The sequence below is a fragment of the Stutzerimonas balearica DSM 6083 genome (assembly GCF_000818015.1).
Lineage (GTDB): Bacteria > Pseudomonadota > Gammaproteobacteria > Pseudomonadales > Pseudomonadaceae > Stutzerimonas > Stutzerimonas balearica.
On record NZ_CP007511.1, the window covers coordinates 2,699,231 to 2,719,240 of the forward strand.

A 20,010-nucleotide genomic window follows, 5' to 3' on the forward strand; every position below is an offset into this window, starting at 1 on the left:
AGCAAGAAGGGGTCCAACTCAGGTGCAGCGGGCGAACCCGTCGCCCAAACGGCAGTCACACGCTGACTTGCATCCACACAACCCGAACCGAAGAAGGAGACCGCCATGAACAAGTGGATCATCGCCGCTCTGGCCAGCTGCGTGGCCGCAGCGGCACAGGCTGAAACGCTCAACGTGCAAATGAACGCCGTCGGCGCCGATGGCGTCGGCAAGTCGGTCGGCCAGGTCAGCATCGAAACCAGCGACTACGGCCTGGTGTTCCGCCCGCAGCTGTCGGACCTGCAACCTGGCGTGCACGGCTTCCACATCCACGCCAAGGGCAGTTGCGAAACGGCCGAGATCGACGGCAAGACCACGCCGGCCGGCGCGGCAGGCGGCCACTGGGATCCGAAGAACACGGGCAAGCACGGCGAGCCCTGGGGCGACGGCCATATGGGCGACCTGCCGGCGCTCTACGTCGAGAGCGGCGGCACAGCCAAGCAGCCGGTGCTCGCACCGCGACTCAAGAGCCTCGGCGACATCAAGGGCCTGGCTCTGATGGTGCACCAGGGCGGCGACAACCATGCCGACCATCCGCAACCGCTGGGCGGCGGCGGTGCCCGCGTTGCCTGCGGGTTGATCAAGTAAGCCCCGCCAGAGGCCGGCGAGCGCCGGCCTCTTCTGCCTGCGATCAGGCGTCGCGGCGCAGATCCGGCGGAATCGGCAGATCGTTCAGCGGCGCCGGGCGCCGTGCCCTGCCCGCCTGGTACTGACGCAGCTGATAGACGTAGGCCAGCACTTGCGCCACTGCCAGGTAGAGCCCGGCCGGGATTTCCTGGTCGACCTCGGTCGAGTAGAACACGGCACGCGCCAGGGCCGGCGACTCCAGCACCGTCACCCGGTGTTCCTGCGCGATCTCGCGGATCTTCAGCGCCAGGAAGTCGCCACCCTTGGCTACCAGCATCGGTGCGCCGCTCTTGTCGGCGTCGTACTTCAGCGCCACGGCGAAGTGGGTCGGGTTGGTAATCACCACGTCGGCCTCAGGTACTGCCTGCATCATGCGCCGCTGCGCCGCGTCACGCTGCAACTGGCGAATGCGTGACTTCACCTCGGGCTTGCCTTCGGAATCCTTGTATTCGTCCTTGACCTCCTGCTTGGTCATCATCAGCTTCTGCTTGTGATCCCAGAGCTGGAACGGCACATCCACTGCAGCGATGAGAATCAGCCCGCAAGCCATCCACAAGGCGCTCCAGCCGACCACCTCCACGCTGTGCATGATCGCCAGATCGAGCGGCTGCTTGGCGATCGACAAGAGATCGTCCTCGTAGGCGGACAGCACGGCCAGCGCGACGAGCAACACCACGGAAAACTTGGCCAATGCCTTGAGCAGCTCCACCAGGGCCTTGGTGGAGAACATCCGCTTCAGGCCCGATGCGGGATTCATCCGGCTGAACTGCGGCGCCATGGCCTTGGCCGAGAACAGCCAGCCGCCCAGGGCAATAGGGCCGGCGATGGATGCGATCAGCAGGACCAGCAGCAGCGGCAGCACCGCCTTGAGCGCGAGCGAGCCGCCCGAGAGCAGTAGCAAGACCATGCTGCCCTGGTCGAACAGCGTTTCGCGGTTCAGCTCGAAACTGCCACGCATCAGCGTCATCAACGCCTGCGCCAGGCCGCCGCCAGAGGCCAGCAGCCCACCGATGCCACCGACAGTCACCGCCACGGTGCTCAGCTCGCGGGAACGGGCGATCTGCCCTTTCTCGCGCGACTCGCGCAGGCGTTTCTCTGTTGGCTCTTCGCTCTTGTCCGCGCCGTTTTCATTCTCGGCCATCGGCGACCTCCACCCTGCTCGGCGCGCGCCTCATCAGCGCAGCCCTACCAGTTCGCGCAGCATCTGCAGCGCCTCGCCCACGAAAGTCTGGTACTGCGCCAGGATATCGGCCATGCCGATCCAGACGACGATCAGACCGAGCACCAGGGTCAGCGGGAAGCCGATGGAAAAGATGTTGAGCTGCGGCGCTGCCCGGGTCATCAGGCCGAATGCCAGGTTGATCACCAGCAGCGCGGTGATGGCCGGCAAGACCAGCAACAATCCCGCGCCCAGCACCCAGCCGAGCTTGCTGGCGACCTCCCAGTAGTGATTGGTCGACAACCCCGTCCCGACCGGCAAGGTGACAAAGCTCTCCGTGAGAATCTCGAACACCACCAGGTGCCCGTTCATCGCCAGGAACAGCAGGATCACCAGCATGTTGAAGAACTGGCCGAGCACCGGCACCGAGATGCCATTGGCCGGATCGACCATGGATGCGAAACCGAGCCCCATCTGCATCGCCAAGAGCTGGCCGGCGACGATGAACAGATGAAAGAACAGCTGCAGGACGAAGCCGAGCATGACCCCGATGAGAATCTGCTCGGCGATCAGCAGCATCGCGCGCAGGCTCAGCGCCTCCACCTCGGGCATCGGCCCCAGGCTCGGTGCGATCACCAGGGTGATCGCCATTGCCAGATACAGGCGGATACGCACTGGGACCAGCTGCGTTCCGATGATCGGCATACTCATCAGCAACGCGCCGACGCGAAAGAGCGGCAGCATGAACTGCGCCACCCAGGCGCCGATCTGCGCGTCGGACAGTTCGAGCATCAGCCGATGATCAGCGGGATGTTGGTGATCAGATTCTGCGTGTACTCCATCAGCTCACGCACCAGCCAGGGCCCGGCCCAGATCAGCGTCAGCAACATCACCAACAACCTCGGCAGGAAGCTCAGGGTCTGCTCGTTGATCTGCGTGGCAGCCTGAAACATCGCCACCACCAGCCCGACCACAAGGCTCGGCACCACCAGCACGCCCACGATCACGGCGGTCATCCAGAGGCCTTCACGAAATATGTCCACTGCGACTTCTGGGGTCATCGGAGGGCTCCTACAGGGTGCCGAAGCTGCCGGCCAGGGTGCCGATAATCAGCCCCCAGCCATCGACCAAGACGAACAACATGATCTTGAACGGCAGCGAAATGATCAGCGGCGACAGCATCATCATGCCCATCGCCATCAGCACGCTGGCGACGACCATGTCGATGATCAGGAAGGGAATGAAGATCATGAAGCCGATCTGAAAGGCGGTCTTCAGCTCCGAGGTGACGAACGCCGGCACCAGGATGGTCAATGGCGCCGCCTCGGGGCTCGGGATATCGGTGCGCTTGGACAGGCGCATGAACAGGTCCAGGTCGCTCTCGCGCGTCTGCGCCAGCATGAAGGCCTTGATCGGCACTTCGGCGCGCGCGATCGCGTCCTGCGCCGGCAGCTGTTCGGCCAGATAGGGCTGCAGCGCCTCGCGATTGATGCGGTCGAACACCGGCGCCATGACGAACAGCGTCAGAAACAGCGTCAGCCCAATGAGAATCTGGTTCGACGGCGTCTGCTGCAGGCCCAGCGCCTGCCGCAGGATCGAGAAGACGATGATGATCCGCGTGAAGCTCGTCATCAGCATGACGAACGCCGGAATGAAGCTCAGCGCCGTCATGATCAGCAGGATCTGCAGGCTGACCGAGTATTCCTGCTGGCCCTGCGCGTCGGTGCTCAGGGTAATGGCGGGAATCGACAAGCGATTGTCGCCGCGACCGACTAGCCCTCCGGCATCCTGCGCCAGCGTCAGGGGTGCGACGGTCAACAGCAGCACCGTCAGCAATATGCGCAGCATCAGCTCTTGTCCTTGTTGTCCTTGCCCAGCAAGTCCATCAGCCGCTGAGCGAATTCGGGATTGGCCGGCTCGGCATCCGGCATCAGCACCGGCTCCTTGAGCACGTGCAGCGGGGTGATGCGTCCACCGGCGAGGCCGATCAGCACCTGCTCGCCGCCAACCTGCACCAGCACCAGCCGCTCGCGTGGCCCCAGCGCCTGGCTGGAGATCAGCTTGATCGCCTGCGGCCCGCGCGGATTGAGTTGCTGCACCCGGCGCAGCAGCCAGGCAAGCAGGAAGATCAGGCCGATGACGAGCAACAATCCGAGCAGCAGCTTGCCCAGTTGGGCGCCCATGTCGGTACTGGTCATGCCGCTCGCCGGCTCGGCCGCGGCGGCCGACAGGCTGAACAACAGCGCGAGAACGCCAAACGCACGCATGGTCAGCGCAGCTTCTTGATGCGTTCGGTGGGGCTGATCACGTCCGTCAGGCGAATGCCGAACTTCTCGTTCACAACCACCACCTCGCCGTGCGCGATGAGCGTGCCGTTGACCAGCACATCCAGCGGCTCGCCCGCCAGGCGGTCGAGCTCGACCACCGAGCCCTGGTTGAGCTGCAGCAGGTTGCGGATGCTGATTTCGGTGCTGCCCACCTCCATGGAAATGGAGACCGGAATGTCGAGGATCACATCCAGGTTCGGCCCTTCGAGGCCGAGCTGCGGGCCGTTGGACTTCGGCGGATTGTCGAAATCCTCCAGCGGCGCGCGCGGCGCAGCCGGGGCCGCCGCCGCGGGCGCCCCACCCTGGTTGAGCAGGGCATCGATGTCATCCTGGCTGGCGTCGCCGGCTTCAGCCAGGGCTGCGGCCCATTCGTCGGCCAGCGCCTGTTCCTCGGGGGAAGTGTTGTCGTGTTCGTCTGCCATCGCGGTTCCTCGAGGCTACAAATGGTTTGACCGTCAGCGCGGGCGCTGCACGGGTTCGAGCACCTGCAGAGCCAGGTTGCCCTTGTGTGCGCCCAGCTTGACCTTGAAGGCCGGCATGCCATTGGCGCGCATGATCATCTCCTCCGGCATATCGACCGGAATGACGTCGCCGGGCTGCATGTTCAGGATGTCGCGCAGCTTGAGCTGACGCCGTACCACGGTCGCGCCGAGCGGCACGTTGACATCCAGGATGTCCTCGCGCAGCGCCTTGACCCAGCGCTCGTCCTGGTCGCTGACATCGGACTGGAAGCCGGCGTCGAGCATCTCGCGGATCGGCTCGATCATCGAATACGGCATGGTCACGTGCAGGTCACCGCCACCGCTGTCCAGTTCGATGTGGAAGGTCGAGACCACCACCACCTCGCTGGGACTGACGATGTTCGCCAACGCCGGATTCACCTCCGAGTTGATGTACTCGAAATTGACATCCAGCACCGCGTGCCAGGCTTCCTTGAGGTCGTTGAAGGCCTGATCGAGCACCATGCGCACCACGCGCAGCTCGGTCGGAGTGAACTCGCGGCCCTCGATCTTGGCGTGACGACCGTCGCCGCCGAAGAAGTTGTCCACCAGCTTGAACACCAGCTTGGCGTCCAGGATGAACAGCGCCGTGCCGCGCAGCGGCTTCATCTTCACCAGATTGAGGCTGGTCGGCACATACAGCGAATGCACGTACTCGCCGAATTTCATGACCTGCACACCGCCGACCGACACGTCGGCCGAGCGCCGTAACAGGTTGAACATGCTGATGCGGGTGTAACGGGCGAAGCGCTCGTTGATCATCTCCAGCGTCGGCATCCGGCCGCGGACGATACGGTCCTGGCTGGTGAGGTCGTAGCTCTTGATCGAACCCGGTTCAGCGTCGCTCTCGGTATCCACCAGACCGTCGTCGACGCCATGCAGCAGCGCATCGATCTCGTCTTGCGAAAGCAGGTCTTGAACAGCCATGCGCCGGGCCTTCTATTGCAGTACGAAGTTGGTGAACAGCACTTGCTCGACGGCAAGCTTGCCGATTTCCTTCTGTGCCAGTTCCTGCACGGTACTGGTTGCCTGCTGCCGCAGCATCTCCTTGCCGACGGGCGTCATCAGCGTGGCGAAATCCTGGCCGGAGAAGAGCATCACCAAGCGATTGCGCAGCAACGGCATATGTTGTTTGAGTGCATCGAGCGCCACTTGATCGCGTGACATCAGTGCGACGCTCACCTGCATGTAGCGCTGGCGCCCGTTGTGATTGAAGTTGACCACGAATGCCGGCATCAGCGATTCGTAGATCGCCGGCGCCTTGCCTGCCGGCGTGGTGGCGGCCTGCTCGGCCTCTGCCTTCGGCTCGTCGGCGTCGCGGCCGAGGAAGAACAGCGTTCCGCCGATCGACAGGCCGATGGCCAGCAGAAACGCCACGGCGATGGCGATGATCAGCTTGAGCTTGCCCTTGCCGCCGCCTGCCTCTTCCGCGCCGGGAATCGGCGGTCCTGGGGGTACCGGTTTCTTTGCCATGCCAAAATTCCGTCATCTTGCTCGTGTGAGCTCGGTTGCCAAGGCAAAGAGCAACTGCTGTGCCAAGTGACCAGAGCCACCTGCCAGTCGCGCCTCGCCGAGGTGTCAGGCCATGAGGCCGTTGGAGCGGGACAAGGCTCGCGCCGCTCGACGCCGGAGGCAAGCGGAAAAGTGCGGAGTTCGGGCCGGGCACGCGCCCTGGAGTGGCGAAGGCCCCGATGCGGGCCGCGATGGGCGCTCAGGCAGGCGCGTGGCGCGACGACACAGCGGCGACGCAAGCGAGCGGGCACGCCACGCGCTGCGCCGGGCGCGGGAGATCAGGCGTAGTAGTCGACCAGCCCGCGATTGCCAGCCGCCCGATTGGCGGAAATTTCGCTGCTGCCGAGCACAACCTCGCTGTCGTCCGCCGCCGCTCCGCCAGCGCCGCCGCGCCCCGCGGTCGCCTCGCCCTGTTCACGGCCCTGCCAGCCGCGCGACAGTGACTGGTCGGAGACGTTGACGTTCATCAGCCCGAGGCCCTGCTGGTCGAACATGTCGCGTAGCCGCTGCATCTGGCCTTCCAGCGCATCGCGCACACCGGCATGCGGGCTGAGGAAGGTGATCTGCGCCTGGTCACGGTTCATGTCGATGCGCACTTCCATGCGCCCGAGCTCAGCCGGGTCCAGCTGGATTTCCGCGGACTGCAGGTTCTGGCTCGACAGCCACATCACCCGGTCGGCCACGGCCTCGCTCCAGCCGGCCTGATGCATCTGTACCGGCTGCCCGGGAACCAGCATTGGCCGCGCGGCCTGCGCCACAGGCTGCGGGCTGGCGACCTGGGCCGCGGCGGCCGAGAAGCGCGGTGCGTTCGGCTCGCCAGCGCTCTGGCGCGATTCTTTCGGGCCTTCGGCGCTTTCGAGCAGCTCGGCGAAGCTGCCCGCCTGCTCTTCCGGTGTTGTCTCACCCTTCAGGGCCGCCTCTTCGAGCACGCTTTCGGCCTCGACCGCCTCACCCGTGCCAGCGCTCAGGTCGGCGGGCTGCACGCCGCCAGGCACCATCGCTTTCTTGTCTTGGGCGTCGACCTGCAGGCCGACGTTCAGCGCCGCCTCGCCTTCGGGCGCGCCGGCATCGGTGAGCACCGGCGCCTGCAAGGTCGGGCTGGCAAAGAGCCCCTCGGGCTCTGTCAGGACGTCCGAGGCAGCGTCCTCGGCTGTTTCTGACGCCGCGTCCTCGACCGGCAGCTGCCCGCCGCCAAGCCCGAACAACAGCAGCGGATCGAGCTCACCTTCGGCCACCGGCTCATCCGGCGACGGCTGTTCGTCGGCAGGCAAGGGTTTGCCGCTCTCGGCAACCGTCGGCTTTTCGGCGCTTTCGCCTTTTGCCGCTTCACGCGTCTCGGCGGGCTTGTCCGCTTCGCGGCGCGCCGGCGCAGCCGGGCGCTCGGCCGGCTTGGCCTGACGTTCACGGGCATACACGTCGGAAAAGCTGGAACGCCCGTTATCCGCGGGCTCGCGGGAAGCTTCCGAGGTACGTGCAGGTGCCTTCGGTCGCGCATCGAGGGTCGAGGTTTGCAGCAGGAAATCCGGGGAAACGGCCATGGCGGGTTACGCTCGCAGAGTATTACAGCCGAGTCAGAGCAAGTTTCGCGCCAGCTGCCAATCAGGCGAATCGCTGACGCTCGGCACGAAAGAGAATGCCGACGATCGCGAACTCACGCTCGATTCGCTCGACGCAGACCGCCGCCTGTTCGAGCGCGCCTTGCCGGGCGATTTCCTCGAGTTCGAAGCAGAGCTCGGCCAGGCGCAGCGCACCCAGGTTGCTGCAACTGCCCTTGAAGCTGTGCGCGGCGCGCCGCAAGGCTTCGCCCTCACCCTGAGCCAGGGCATCCTGGATGGTGCGCAGGCGATCCTGCGAGTCGATGAGAAAGGTATCCAGCAATACCGGATACTCGGCCTCCATCACGTCCTGCAGGGTGGCCAGGACAGCGCTGTCCAGATGCTCGTCTGCCACTGGCACCTCCTTCAGGCAAAGGCGCGATTATGCATGAGCGCCCCAGCGAAACTCCACGTTCAAGGCACCGTCGGCGGTCGCGTAGAGCGCGTCGCTCAGTTGCCGAACCAGGCGCAGGCCGCGGCCGCCCAACCCCGCCGGACTATGGCTGTCGTCCAGCACCCGCGCGACGTCGAAGCCGCTGCCACTGTCGCGCACGCCAATGCGCAACCGCCCACCCTGCTCATCGCTGCACACTGCCAGGCTCAGCTGGATGCAGCCGCTGGCCAGTTCGGCAAGGCGCTGGCGGCGCAGCTCGTAATAGCGCGCGAAGCCTTCGGCGTCGCGCTTGATCGCCGAATCCAGGGCCAACACACCATGCTCCAGCGCGTTGGAGTAGAGCTCGGCCAGCACCGAGTAGACCTCGCCGGCGCGCGGTCGCAGCTGTGGCGTTTGCAGCAGCACCTGCAACAGCAACGGCAATGGGTTGGACGTGCGCAGGCTGTCGGCACGCAATTCGAATTGCGCCGACCAATCGATCGCACGAGGGGCCGTGGCGGCCAGCGTCGAGAACGCGCCGCCACGCAGGGGAACCTCACCCAGGCTGACTTCGACCAGGCTCACGTCGTCCTGGGCCTGGCCGTGAAACGCTGCCAGCGCCTGCTCGATGTGATCGAACAGCCGATCCGGCGCGGCGCTGTCGAGCAACTCGAGCAGCCGCGCTTCGCCAAAGAGTTCATCGCGGGCATTGCGACTTTCCACCACGCCATCGGACAGCAGCAGCAGCCGATCCCCATCCAGCAGCGGCAACGTCTCGCAATGACTGTCGAACTTCGCCGCCGGGAGCACGCCAAGCGGCAGATGACGCGAGCGCAGCGCGGTGCGCGAGCCGTCGGCGTGAACCAGGTAGCCGTCCGGTAACCCGCCATTCCAGACGCGCAGGACGCGACGATCGAAGTCGATGTCCAGCAGCGCCGCACAGCAGAACATCTCAACCGGCAGGATGAGCTTCAGCTTGGCGTTCAGCTCGCGCAGGATGTCGCCGCTGGAGTGCCCCTTGGCAGTCATGCCGTAGAAGGTTTCGGCCAGGGGCATCGCACCGATCGCCGCCGGCAGGCCGTGCCCGGTGAAGTCGCCGAGCAGGACGAACATGTGCCCGGCCGGCGCCTGCGCCGCCAGCAGCAGATCGCCGTTGAACAGTGCCCGCGGTGACTGCCGATAGCGGATGTTCGGAATCCCCAGACAGCCGGCATGCGCGACCTTGTCGAAGATCGCCTTGGCGGCGCGCTGTTCGTCGAGCAACTGCTGGTTACGCCGGGCGATCAGGTCGCGCTGCTCCAGCACCGTGGCCTGCAGGCGACGCAGACGATGCAGCGCCTTGATCTTGGCTTCGAGAATGATCGGGTTGTAGGGCTTGGCGATGAAGTCGTCGCCGCCCGCCTCGAGGCAGCGCACCAGCGCCTCGTTCTCGCTCAGCGAGGTGAGAAAGATGATCGGCACCAGCTCGTCGCCGGCCAGCGTCTTGATCGTGCGGGCCGCATCGAAGCCGTCCATCACCGGCATCAACGCATCCATCAAGACCAGCTGCGGGCGCTCCTGCTCGAATAGCGCGACCGCCTCCAGGCCATTGGCTGCCGTCAGTACGCGATGGCCCTGTCGCGAGACGATGGTCGACAGCAGCATGCGATCGACCGGGCTGTCCTCGGCAACCAGAATGGTCAGCCCGCTGCTCATGCTCAGGCGATCACGAAGAGCTTTTCGAAATTGGAAACCTGCAGAATGCGCCTGACATCCGGGTTGCAGTTGAGCAGCCGGATATCGGCCTCGTCGCCGCCGGCGTGGTCGCGCAGCAACAGCAGCATGCCAAGCGCCGAACTATCGAGATAGTTGGCACCCTGCAGGTCGAGCACATAGCGTTGCGGCTGGACGTCGGAGCGCAGGTAGGCCTCGCGAAAGGCCTGGTGCGCGTTGAAGTCGAAGCGACCGTTAATGACGATCGTCAGCTCGCGGCCATCCGCCGATGGCTGGGAAGTTATGGTCATGTAGCATCCCTCTGATGCGGTACGAGGTTTGGCAGGTCGGCACGGTCCGACGGGCTTCGCTCACTCTGTCATTCGAAAACAGCGGGCGACCTGCGCCGCGCAGCGGCAGGCTCACTGCTCAGCGGATGGGCTCGCTCTGTTCTCTTCAACGACCTGTCGCGGGCTGCTGCAATGAAGCGGGACACATTTATCACTCCGTGCCCGGCAGCGGCAAGCGTCATTCCTGCTTGCGCGACGCCAGCCGCTGGGCGAATTCGTCGAGCAGCTTCTGCTCGCGCTTGTCGGCCGCGACGCGCGCTTCGCGCAGATAGCTCTCGACCAGCTTGCCCAGCCCCTCCAGACGGGCATGGCGCTGCTGCCACTGGGCGCGCAGCTTGCCCAGGTTATCGCGGTGCCAGGCGACACTGCGGCGCTGCTGGGCGATTGCCGATTCGAGCTGGGAAAGAAAGCGCTGGTAGTTCATCAGCCACTGCCCGGACACACCCTGGCTCCCCTGGCGCTGCCATTGCTGCTGATAGTCGCTGAAATACTGTTCGAGCTCGGCGAGCTTGCCTTCGGCCTGATTGAGCTGGGCCTGCCCCTGGCCGAGCATCCGCGCAGCCTCGCGCTCGGCCTTCTCGGCCATCTCGACGACCGGCGCCATGCGGTCGGCCCGACTAGGCGCCACGACTCAACTCCGCTAGCGCGTCTGGCCGAGTGCCGGCTGCAAGCATGATGCGCCCTCGCTCCATCAACCGGCCGGCCGCGGGCCGAATACCGCCGACAGCTGCGCCACGCTGGTCGCCAGCGGTTCACTCTCGTCCAACCCCTGGCGCAGGTAGCGCACCATGTCGGCCTGGCGGGCGATTGCCAGATCGGTCTCCGGATCGCCGCCGGCCACGTAGGCGCCGACGCTGATCAGGTCGCGGCTCTGCTGATAGCGCGACCAGAGCTGCTTGAAGCGTTGCGCGCTGCGCAGATGCTCGACGCCGACCACCGCCGGCATCACGCGGCTGATCGAGGCCTCGATGTCGATCGCCGGATAGTGCCCCTCCTCGGCCAGGCGCCGGGACAGCACGATGTGCCCGTCGAGTACGCCGCGCGCGGCATCGGCGATGGGGTCCTGCTGATCGTCGCCCTCGGAAAGCACGGTGTAGAAGGCGGTGATCGAGCCGCCACCCTTTTCCGCGTTGCCGGCGCGCTCGACCAGGCTCGGCAGCTTGGCGAACACCGAAGGCGGATAACCCTTGGTCGCCGGCGGCTCGCCGATGGCCAGGGCGATCTCGCGCTGGGCCTGGGCATAGCGGGTCAGCGAATCCATGAGCAGCAGGACGTTCTTGCCCTTGTCGCGAAAATATTCGGCGATGCGCGTGCAGTACTGCGCAGCGCGCAGACGCATCAGCGGCGCATCGTCGGCTGGCGAGGCCACCACCACCGAACGCTTGATGCTCTCCTCGCCAAGGATGTGCTCGATGAATTCCTTCACCTCGCGGCCCCGCTCGCCGATCAGCCCGACGACGATGATGTCGGCCTCGGTGAACTTGGTCATCATGCCCAGCAACACCGACTTACCGACACCGGTACCGGCGAACAGGCCCAGCCGCTGGCCGCGCCCGACCGTCAGCAGGCCGTTGATGCTGCGAATGCCGACGTCCAGCGGCTCGCTGATCGGGTGGCGCTTGAGCGGGTTGATCACCGGGCCATCCATCGGCACCCAGTCTTCGGCACGCATGCCGCCCTTGCCATCCAGCGCGCGGCCGGCGCCATCTAGCACGCGGCCGAGCATCGACATACCCATCGGCAGGCGGCCCGTGTTCGGCAGCGGTACCACGCGCGCTCCCGGAGCGATTCCGGCCAGGCTGCCAACCGGCATGAGGTACAGCTTGCCGGCCGAGAAGCCCATGACTTCGGCCTCGACCTGGGTCGGGTGATAGCTGTCGTCGTTGATCACCAGGCAGCGGCTGCCGACCGCCGCCCGCAAGCCCTCGGCCTCCAGCGTCAGGCCGACCATGCGCAGCAGCCGCCCCTCGAGAATCGGCTGACTTGGCAGCGCGATCGCCTCGCCATAGGTCGACAGACGCTTGGCGAAGCTGACCCGTTCAAGACGCATCGTGGCTCCCCAGGTCCAGCTGCAGATCCGCTTCCGGGGGATGCGTGGCGTTCTCGCGCTGCTGCTCGAACAACTGCTTGATCGCCTGCGACAGGCGCGTCTCGATGCTGGCATCGATACGGCTATGCTCGGTCTCGATGTGGCAGCCGCCGGGCAGCAGGCTGGCGTCCTCGAGAATCCGCCAGCTCTCCTCGTGCCGCTCGCGCAGCGCCTTGACCGATTCGAAATCCTGCGGATTGACGTGGATACGCACATTGGAGGCGCCCATCGGCAGCAGCTTGAGCGCCTCGCGCAGGACCTGGCGGATCTGACTGGAGTCGATCAGCAGGTCGCGCTGGATCACTTCGCGCGCCATATGACTGACGAGCGTGACCAGCGAATGCTCGAGGTTGCGATCCTGCTCGGCGATCGGCTCGAGCAGCTGCGCCATGAGTTTTTCCAGGCTTTCCAGGCGACTGGCCAGGGTCGCCTCGGCCTCCTGCCGGGCCTTGAGCTGTCCGGCATGAAAGCCGTCCCGCTCGCCCGTGCTGAACCCTTCGTTGTAGGCCTCCTGGCGGATGGTCTCGAGTTCATCGAGCGTCAGCGGTTTGACTTCCTCGACCGGGACCTCTTCGCTGTGAGCGGTCTCTTCGGGCGGCGGCTCCGGAGCCTCGCTCGGCTGTTCGTCGGGCTCGCGTTCCGGATCGAAGCTCGGCAGCGCCCAGCGATCGAAGACGCTGACGTCGCGCGCGCGGATCAGCTCGCTCGGATTGTCTTTAGCCATCGGCGCCTCAGATCATCTCTTCGCCGCCCTTGCCGCCCAGGACGATTTCCCCGGCTTCGGCCATGCGGCGGGCAATGGTGAGGATTTCCTTCTGTGCGTTCTCCACGTCGCTGACGCGGACCGGCCCCTTGGCCTCCAGGTCGTCGCGCAGCAGCTCGCCGGCGCGCTTGGACATATTCTTGAAGATCTTTTCCTTGATCGCCTCGTCGGCCCCCTTGAGGGCCATGACCAGCACGTCCGAGGACACCTCGCGCAGCAGCACCTGGATGCCACGGTCGTCGATGTCGGCCAGGTTGTCGAAGACGAACATCAGATCCTCGATCTGCCCGGACAGGTCCTCGTCCACCTCGCGGATCGAGTCCATCAGCTGGCCTTCGATGGAGCTGTCGAGGTAGTTCATGATGTCCGCGGCGCGCTTGACGCCGCCCAGGCTGGCGCGGCTGGTGCTGGTATTGCCGGAGAACTGCTTCTCGAGAATCAGGTTCAGTTCCTTGAGCGCGGCCGGCTGCACGGTATTGAGCGAGGACACGCGCAGGATGATGTCCAGGCGGACCTTGTGATCGAAGTGGCTCAGGACTTCGCCGGCCTGGTCCGGGTCGAGGTAGGCCACGACGATGGCCTGGATCTGCGGGTGCTCGTAACGGATCACATCGGCCACGGCGCGCGGCTCCATCCATTTCAGGCTGTCCAGGCCGCTGGTGTTGCCACCGAGCAGGATGCGATCGATCAGGCCGCCGGCCTTGTCCTCGCCGAGCGCCTGGGTGAGCATCTTGCGGATGTAGCTGTCCGAGCCCACGCCAAGGCTGGTCTGGTCGCCGACGATCTCGACGAACTCGCCCATCACCTGCTCGATCTGCGCCTTCTGCACATTGCGCATCTGCGCCATCGCGGTGCCGACGCGCTGCACTTCCTTCGGCCCGAGGTGACGCAGCACCTGGGCGGCGTCGGTCTCCCCCAGCGACAGCAGGAGAATGGCGGCCTTGTCGACCTTGTTGAGCTTGGTCGGTATGCGATTGTCACTCATCGGCGTTGATCCACTCTTTGACCACCTGCGCCACCCGTCCGGGGTCTTCGGCTACCAGGTTCTTGATCGCGTTGAGCTGGGCTTCGTATCCCTCGCTCGGGCTTGGCAACATGATGTTCTGCGGGCCGCTCAGGCTGACCCGGTCGCTGGACAGGGCCGAATCGACGTCATCGCCCTCACCCAGCTCCGCGCCGCCCACGGCCGCTTGCAGCTGCTTGCTCTGCGCGGTCGTGGTCAGGTTCTTCAGCACCGGACGCAGCACACCGAACACCAGCACCAGGATGAACAGTACGCCCAGCACCTGCTTGACCACATCCCAGAACCACGGCTGCGAGTAGAAGGGTATCTCCAGCGCACTCTCGTCGAAGGTATCCGGGACGAACGGTGTGTTGATCACGCTGACGCTGTCGCCGCGACTGGCATCGAAGCCTACGGCGTCCTGCACCAGCCGCGTGAAGCGCGCCAGATCGTCGGCGCTCCAGGGCTTGCGCACCGTTTCGCCGGCGTCGTTGAGGCTGACCTGGTCGTCCACCACCACGGCGACGGACAACCGACGCAGCCGCCCCTGCTGCTGCTTGGTGTAGCTGATCGAACGGTCCAGCTCGTAGTTGCGGGTCGACTGCTTGCGCTTGTCCGCCGGGTAGGGGGCGAGCATCGGCTGCCCGGTAGCCGGGTCGATGACCTGCTGGCCATTGGCGTCGAGCAGCGGTTGCCCCGGGGCGACCGCACCGGCGGCTGCCGCGGCCTGATTGGCCTTTTCGGGCGCCGAAGCGGGGCCGGGCGGCTGATTGCTCAGGGCACCGGGCACGCCCTGCGGCGGCAGGCTGCTCTGGCGCTGCTCGTCGACGCTCTGCTCGCTGCGCAGCGCCGGCTGATCCGGATTGAAGGTCTCGGAGGTGGACTCCACGGCACTGAAGTCGACGTCCGCCGACACCTCGGCCTTGTAGCGGCCACTGCCGAGCACAGGCTGCAGGATGTTGTGCACGCGCTGGGTGTAGAGACCTTCCATGCGACGGCTGTAGTCGAACTGCTTGCCGGCCATGGTCAGCTCGGAGAGTTCCTGCTGGTCGGAGAGCAGGTTGCCCTTCTGGTCGACCACGGTGACCTGCGATTTGCCCAGCTCGGGCACGCTGGTCGCGACCAGGTTGATGATCGCCATCACCTGGCTCGGCTCCAGCGTCCGCCCCGGATAGAGTTCGACCAGCACCGAGGCCGTCGGCTTGCGCTCGTCGCGCACGAACACCGAACTCTTCGGGATCGCCAGGTGCACGCGGGCGCCCTTGACGTTGTTCAGGCTGGAAATGGTGCGAGCCAGCTCGCCTTCCAGGCCGCGACGGTAGCGCGTCGCCTCCATGAACTGGCTGGTGCCGAGCCCCTGATCCTTGTCGAGAATCTCGAAGCCGACATTGCTGTCGGTCGGCGCGATGCCGGCACTGGCAAGCTTCAGGCGAGCGCGAGCCAGGTCATCGGCCTTGACCAGCAGAGCGCCGGAATTGGGTTCGACGGTATAGGCGATATCGGCAGCGGCGAGGGTCTCCATGACCTGATTGGCGTCCATCCCGGCCAGGCTGCCGAGCAGCGGACGATAGTCGGGCTGCTGCGACCAGAGCACCACGGCAAAGCCGATGGCCACGCTGGCGGCCAGGCCGACCAACAGGCCGATCTGCCGCAGCATCGACATCTCGGAGAGATTTTCCAGAAACGACAAGCCCAGCAGCGGCTTCTTCTCTTCGCCGCCGCCTGCCGGTACCGGAACGTTGCTCACCGCGTCAGCCATAATTCAAACCGCCTCACACCGGCATCTGCATGATGTCTTGATAGGCCTGGACCAGCTTGTTGCGAACCTGGGTCAGGGCCTGAAAGGAAACGCTGGCCTTCTGCGAGGCGATCATCACTTCGGTCAGGTCGACACCGCCCTGCCCCATCTCGAACGCCGAAGCGATCTGGCTGGCGGACTGCTGGGTCTCGTGTACCTTGTTCACCGCGGCGCCGAGCATCTCCGAGAAGCTCGGCGCACCGACCTCCTGCGGCTCGGGCGTGGGCCGGGTACGCGCCATGGCATCGGTCTGCATGGCCCGCATTTCCAGCATCAAGCGATTGAATTGAACACCCTGACTCATCGATCTCCTCCACAGCCGCGGTTTTTTTGACGCATCGCGACAGGCACGGGGTAGATAGCAACAAGGGTGCCAGAAGAGCAGACAGGGCAGCTCGGCCGCCCGCCTTTTGTCGCCGAGCGTGACACTGTTACGGCCATTGCCCCGCCGGCTGTACCGGGACGAGGCAACACTTCGGCACTTAGGCTAACGCCGCAACCCATCGACCACCCAGCAGACGACACCTCATGCCCGAAGCCCCCCAGACTGCCCTGCGCCCCCTGTCCGACAGCTCAGCCTCAAGCGTGGTGGCCGGGTTCATCGCCATGCTGACCGGCTATACCAGTTCGCTCGTGCTCATGTTCCAGGCCGGGCAGGCCGCCGGACTGAGCGAGGCGCAGATCTCGTCCTGGATCTGGGCGCTGTCGATCGGCATGGCGATCTGCAGCATCGGCCTGTCACTGCGCTACCGCACGCCCGTCGTCGTGGCCTGGTCAACGCCCGGCGCAGCCCTGCTGATCAGCAGCCTGCCGGGCGTGCCCTACCCGGAAGCCATCGGTGCATTCATCTTCGCCTCGGCGCTGATCGTGCTGTGCGGCCTGACCGGCAGCTTCGAGCGCCTGATGCGCCGGGTCCCCGCCTCGCTGGCCGCGGCATTGCTCGCCGGGGTGCTGTTCAATATCGGCATCGAGATCTTTCGCGCAGTGGAGGTTCAGCCAGCACTGGTACTCGGCATGTTCTTCACCTACCTGCTGAGCAAGCGCCTGCTGCCGCGCTACGCCGTGCTCGCCGCGCTGCTGGTCGGCTGCCTCATCGCCGGCCTGGCGGGCCTGCTCGATTTCCAGCGCTTCAGCCTGCAAGTTGCGGTCCCGGTCTGGACGACCCCGTCGCTGTCTTTCGCGGCCGTGTTCAGCATCGGCATTCCGCTGTTCGTCATCGCCATGGCTTCGCAGAACATGCCGGGGCTCGCGGTGTTGCGCGCCGAGGGCTATGACGCACCGGCCTCGCCGTTGATCTCGGTCACCGGCATCGCCTCGCTGCTGCTGGCACCGTTCGGCTCGCATGGCATCCATCTGGCAGCGATCACCATGGCCATCTGCGCCGGCCCCGAGGCCCACGCCGATCGTAGCAAGCGCTATACGGCGGCCGTCTGGTGCGGGGTGTTCTACGGCATCGCCGGTATTTTCGGCGCCACCTTGGCGGCGCTGTTCGCAGCCTTTCCTGCGGCGCTGGTGCTGTCCATTGCCGCACTGGCGCTATTCGGCTCGATCGGTTCGGGGCTGACCCAGGCGATGCAGCAGCCTCAGGAGCGCGAGGCGGCGCTGATCACCTTCATGGTCACCGCGTCCGGACTGACGCTGTTCGGTATCGGGGCGGCGCTATGGGGATTGATTGCAGGGGTGCTGACCTTGGTGATTCTTAGCAAGCGGGGCTGAGGCGGGGTAGGCAATCGAGCTGGCCACTTAGTGTGTCGAATGAAAGCTCTGCTTCACTAGCTGCTGGCGATCTGCCTGTAAGCTTGGTTTCGCCCTGCTGGGCGACTCACTTTTTTCAGTCGCGAAAAAAGTAAGCAAAAACGCTTGCCCCTGCATCCGGCCCTGCGCTTTGCGCAGGGTTCGTTCGCTCCATCGCCGCTCCGAGGGTCGTCGTACAAGGGCCATCCTTGGCCCTTTACGACTCTCGCCGCGTCCCTGCGGCTCGCCCCTCTACGCAACGACTGCGCTCACCCTCCTGATGGGGCATTTGGAGCCGCCTGACGGGTCGTGCAATCGACTGAAAAGCCGAAGAAAAGATGCTGATTTTCCAGGCAACTCAGTTGCCCTAGGAGATCGGTTCAACATCAGGAACTGAACCGAACAGCATCCTCATCCATTCTTGCCACCCCAGTATCAGCCCACCCCAAAGACCTTCACCTAAATGGCCGTCGCCCCGCCATCGACCGCCAGCGCATGCCCCGTGGTAAAGGCCGCCCCGTCGCTGCACAGATAAAGCACCGCCGCAGCGATCTCCTCGACCTTGCCGACCCGTCCGACCGGATGCATCGCCGCAGCGAACTCGGCCTTGCGCGGGTCCGCCTCGTAGGCGCGGCGGAACATGTCGGTATCGATCACTGCCGGACATACCGCATTGACCCGAATGCCCTTCTTGGCGTACTCGATCGCCGCCGATTTGGTCAGGCCGATCACCGCGTGCTTGGAAGCCGAATAGATGCTCATCTTCGGCGCAGCGCCCAGCCCGGCCACCGAAGCGGTATTGACGATCACCCCGCCACCCTGGGCGAGCATCAGTGGCAGCTGGTGTTTCATGCACAGCCAGACGCCCTTGACGTTGACGCCCATGATGGCGTCGAACTCGGCCTCGCTGCCTTCGGCCAGCTTGCCCTTCTCGATTTCGATGCCCGCATTGTTGAACGCATAGTCGACGCGCCCGAAACGTTCCCTGGCCGCATCGAGCATGGCCTGGACCTCGGCGTCACGGGTGACGTCGCAGCGCACGCAGAATGCCTGGCCCCCAGCGTCGACAATGGTCTTTGCCACCGCCTCGGCCGCCGCCAGGTCGATGTCGGCGACCACCACCTTCAGCCCCTGCTCGGCAAACGCCAGGGCAGTCGCCCGCCCGATACCGGCGCCAGCGCCGGTGACCAGCGCAACCTGGCCGGAGAATTTCATGCTCATGCTGTCATCCTTATGAAAGTCCAACCTGCGCCGCGTCTCGAACGTGACCGGGCACGGCGAATCGGTCATGTTTATACGCCCGCCGCCGCGCCTCGATAAGGACCACGGTGTCGATATAACCGCTCTGGATGCCAACGCATACGCACCGACGCGATCAGCTTGCAGCGGTCCGCCCGGCGGGCTAAACCACCCACTTTCGAACCCGCGAGGCAGCCATGAACGACAAGAATCAGCAATACCTGCTCGCCACCCGCCCGGTTGGCGCGCCCACCCGCGACACCTTCGAGCTGGTCGAGACGGACCTGCACGAGCCTGGCCCCGGGGAGGTCCTGGTCAAGGTCAAATATCTGTCCATCGACCCGGCAATGCGTGGCTGGATGAACGATGCGAAGTCCTACATTCCCCCCGTCGGAATCGGCGAGGTGATGCGCGCGCTCGGCGTGGGCGAGGTCGTGGCCTCGCAGCATCCCGGCTTTGCCGTCGGCGACCACGTCAATGGCGCGCTGGGCGTGCAGCGCTATTTCCTCGGTGAGCCGAAGGGTTTCTACAAGGTTGATCCGCAGCAGGCACCCCTGCCGCGCTACCTCTCGGCGCTGGGCATGACCGGCATGACCGCCTACTTCGCCCTGCTCGCCGTTGGCCAACCGAAGGCCGGCGAGACCGTGGTGCTGTCCGGCGCTGCAGGTGCGGTCGGCAGCGTCGCCGGCCAGATCGCCAAGCTCAAGGGCTGCCGCGTGATCGGCATCGCTGGCGGGGCCGACAAGTGCCGCTTCCTGATCGACGAGCTCGGCTTTGACGGCGCGATCGACTACAAGCACGAGGACGTGGCGGCAGGCCTCAAGCGTGAATGCCCCAAGGGCGTGGACGTCTACTTCGACAATGTCGGTGGCGACATTCTCGATGCCGTGCTCGGCCGGATCAGCGTAGGCGCGCGCGTAGTGATCTGCGGCGCGATCAGCCAGTACAACAACAAGGAAGCGATCAAGGGCCCGTCGAACTATCTGTCGCTACTGGTCAACCGCGCGCGGATGGAGGGCATGGTGGTGACCGACTACGTACAGCGCTACCCCGAAGCGCTGCGCGAGATGGCCGGCTGGCTGGCGAGCGGCCAGCTCAAGAGCCGCGAGGACATCGTAGAGGGCCTGGAGACGTTCCCGGACACCCTGATGAAGCTCTTCACCGGCGAAAACTTCGGCAAGCTGATTCTCAAGGTGAGCTGATGCTCAGC

The 20,010-nt window shown here is 65.3% G+C and carries 22 protein-coding genes; 3 read left to right on the forward strand and 19 right to left on the reverse strand.

The window, feature by feature from the left end; genetic code table 11:
* Window positions 1–105 precede the first annotated feature (105 nt).
* A complete protein-coding gene (sodC, locus tag CL52_RS12230) occupies window positions 106–627 on the forward strand; it encodes a superoxide dismutase family protein (protein WP_043220920.1) in 522 nt (173 codons plus the stop codon).
* Window positions 628–670: 43 nt separating this feature from the next.
* Here sodC and flhB read toward each other — a convergent pair whose 3' ends face one another.
* The 18 genes from flhB to fliE form a co-directional block, all read right to left on the reverse strand.
* Entirely contained in the window at window positions 671–1,807 is a 1,137-nt protein-coding gene (gene flhB, locus CL52_RS12235; RefSeq protein ID WP_041106447.1) for a flagellar biosynthesis protein FlhB, read from the reverse strand.
* A gap of 33 nt (window positions 1,808–1,840) precedes the next feature.
* A complete protein-coding gene (fliR, locus tag CL52_RS12240; protein WP_041106449.1) occupies window positions 1,841–2,617 on the reverse strand; it encodes a flagellar biosynthetic protein FliR in 777 nt (258 codons plus the stop codon).
* Window positions 2,617–2,886, reverse strand: a complete 270-nt coding sequence (gene fliQ, locus CL52_RS12245; protein ID WP_043220922.1) for a flagellar biosynthesis protein FliQ — start codon at window positions 2,884–2,886, stop codon at window positions 2,617–2,619. Before fliQ ends, fliR begins: the two co-directional genes overlap by 1 nt.
* 10 nt (window positions 2,887–2,896) lie before the next feature.
* Complete coding sequence (gene fliP, locus CL52_RS12250) at window positions 2,897–3,673, reverse strand: flagellar type III secretion system pore protein FliP (RefSeq protein ID WP_043220924.1); 777 nt, start codon at window positions 3,671–3,673, stop codon at window positions 2,897–2,899.
* Window positions 3,673–4,092, reverse strand: coding sequence for a flagellar biosynthetic protein FliO (gene fliO / locus CL52_RS12255; RefSeq protein WP_043220925.1), 420 nt, complete (start codon window positions 4,090–4,092; stop codon window positions 3,673–3,675). Before fliO ends, fliP begins: the two co-directional genes overlap by 1 nt.
* Window positions 4,093–4,094: 2 nt before the next feature.
* Window positions 4,095–4,574, reverse strand: a complete 480-nt coding sequence (fliN, locus tag CL52_RS12260) for a flagellar motor switch protein FliN (RefSeq protein ID WP_041106456.1) — start codon at window positions 4,572–4,574, stop codon at window positions 4,095–4,097.
* A gap of 33 nt (window positions 4,575–4,607) precedes the next feature.
* Window positions 4,608–5,579 carry a flagellar motor switch protein FliM gene (gene fliM / locus CL52_RS12265; protein WP_041106458.1) on the reverse strand — a complete coding sequence of 324 codons (972 nt, stop codon included), beginning with the start codon at window positions 5,577–5,579 and terminating at the stop codon, window positions 4,608–4,610.
* Window positions 5,580–5,591: 12 nt separating this feature from the next.
* Window positions 5,592–6,125 carry a flagellar basal body-associated protein FliL gene (gene fliL / locus CL52_RS12270; RefSeq protein WP_041106460.1) on the reverse strand — a complete coding sequence of 178 codons (534 nt, stop codon included), beginning with the start codon at window positions 6,123–6,125 and terminating at the stop codon, window positions 5,592–5,594.
* A 317-nt stretch (window positions 6,126–6,442) separates the two neighbouring features.
* A complete protein-coding gene (locus tag CL52_RS12275) occupies window positions 6,443–7,702 on the reverse strand; it encodes a flagellar hook-length control protein FliK (protein WP_043220927.1) in 1,260 nt (419 codons plus the stop codon).
* Between the two features lie 61 nt (window positions 7,703–7,763).
* On the reverse strand, window positions 7,764–8,114 hold the full coding sequence (locus CL52_RS12280; RefSeq protein WP_041106462.1) for an Hpt domain-containing protein: 351 nt from the start codon (window positions 8,112–8,114) through the stop codon (window positions 7,764–7,766).
* A gap of 27 nt (window positions 8,115–8,141) precedes the next feature.
* On the reverse strand, window positions 8,142–9,827 hold the full coding sequence (locus tag CL52_RS12285; RefSeq protein ID WP_043220929.1) for an ATP-binding SpoIIE family protein phosphatase: 1,686 nt from the start codon (window positions 9,825–9,827) through the stop codon (window positions 8,142–8,144).
* Window positions 9,828–9,829: 2 nt separating this feature from the next.
* On the reverse strand, window positions 9,830–10,135 hold the full coding sequence (locus CL52_RS12290; protein WP_041106464.1) for an STAS domain-containing protein: 306 nt from the start codon (window positions 10,133–10,135) through the stop codon (window positions 9,830–9,832).
* A gap of 217 nt (window positions 10,136–10,352) precedes the next feature.
* Window positions 10,353–10,802 (reverse strand): flagellar export protein FliJ, encoded by a 450-nt coding sequence (fliJ, locus tag CL52_RS12295; protein ID WP_043220932.1) that lies wholly within the window; start codon window positions 10,800–10,802, stop codon window positions 10,353–10,355.
* Window positions 10,803–10,865: 63 nt separating this feature from the next.
* The gene (gene fliI, locus CL52_RS12300; protein WP_041106466.1) at window positions 10,866–12,224 is read right to left on the reverse strand and encodes a flagellar protein export ATPase FliI; all 1,359 of its coding nucleotides are present in this window, start codon (window positions 12,222–12,224) and stop codon (window positions 10,866–10,868) included.
* Window positions 12,214–12,987, reverse strand: a complete 774-nt coding sequence (fliH, locus tag CL52_RS12305) for a flagellar assembly protein FliH (protein ID WP_043220935.1) — start codon at window positions 12,985–12,987, stop codon at window positions 12,214–12,216. Before fliH ends, fliI begins: the two co-directional genes overlap by 11 nt.
* Before the next feature lie 7 nt (window positions 12,988–12,994).
* Window positions 12,995–14,011 carry a flagellar motor switch protein FliG gene (gene fliG, locus CL52_RS12310; RefSeq protein WP_041106470.1) on the reverse strand — a complete coding sequence of 339 codons (1,017 nt, stop codon included), beginning with the start codon at window positions 14,009–14,011 and terminating at the stop codon, window positions 12,995–12,997.
* Window positions 14,004–15,788 (reverse strand): flagellar basal-body MS-ring/collar protein FliF, encoded by a 1,785-nt coding sequence (gene fliF, locus CL52_RS12315; protein WP_043220937.1) that lies wholly within the window; start codon window positions 15,786–15,788, stop codon window positions 14,004–14,006. The genes fliG and fliF overlap by 8 nt, the downstream gene beginning before the upstream one ends.
* Before the next feature lie 13 nt (window positions 15,789–15,801).
* Window positions 15,802–16,131, reverse strand: coding sequence for a flagellar hook-basal body complex protein FliE (fliE, locus tag CL52_RS12320; RefSeq protein WP_041106474.1), 330 nt, complete (start codon window positions 16,129–16,131; stop codon window positions 15,802–15,804).
* A 224-nt stretch (window positions 16,132–16,355) separates the two neighbouring features.
* On the opposite strand from fliE, the gene CL52_RS12325 reads away from it, so the two are divergent.
* Window positions 16,356–17,543 carry a benzoate/H(+) symporter BenE family transporter gene (locus CL52_RS12325; RefSeq protein ID WP_043220940.1) on the forward strand — a complete coding sequence of 396 codons (1,188 nt, stop codon included), beginning with the start codon at window positions 16,356–16,358 and terminating at the stop codon, window positions 17,541–17,543.
* 477 nt (window positions 17,544–18,020) lie between these two features.
* Here CL52_RS12325 and CL52_RS12330 read toward each other — a convergent pair whose 3' ends face one another.
* The gene (locus CL52_RS12330; protein ID WP_041106601.1) at window positions 18,021–18,782 is read right to left on the reverse strand and encodes an SDR family oxidoreductase; all 762 of its coding nucleotides are present in this window, start codon (window positions 18,780–18,782) and stop codon (window positions 18,021–18,023) included.
* 215 nt (window positions 18,783–18,997) lie between these two features.
* On the opposite strand from CL52_RS12330, the gene CL52_RS12335 reads away from it, so the two are divergent.
* Window positions 18,998–20,002 carry an NADP-dependent oxidoreductase gene (locus CL52_RS12335; RefSeq protein WP_043220942.1) on the forward strand — a complete coding sequence of 335 codons (1,005 nt, stop codon included), beginning with the start codon at window positions 18,998–19,000 and terminating at the stop codon, window positions 20,000–20,002.
* The last annotated feature ends 8 nt before the right edge of the window (window positions 20,003–20,010 follow it).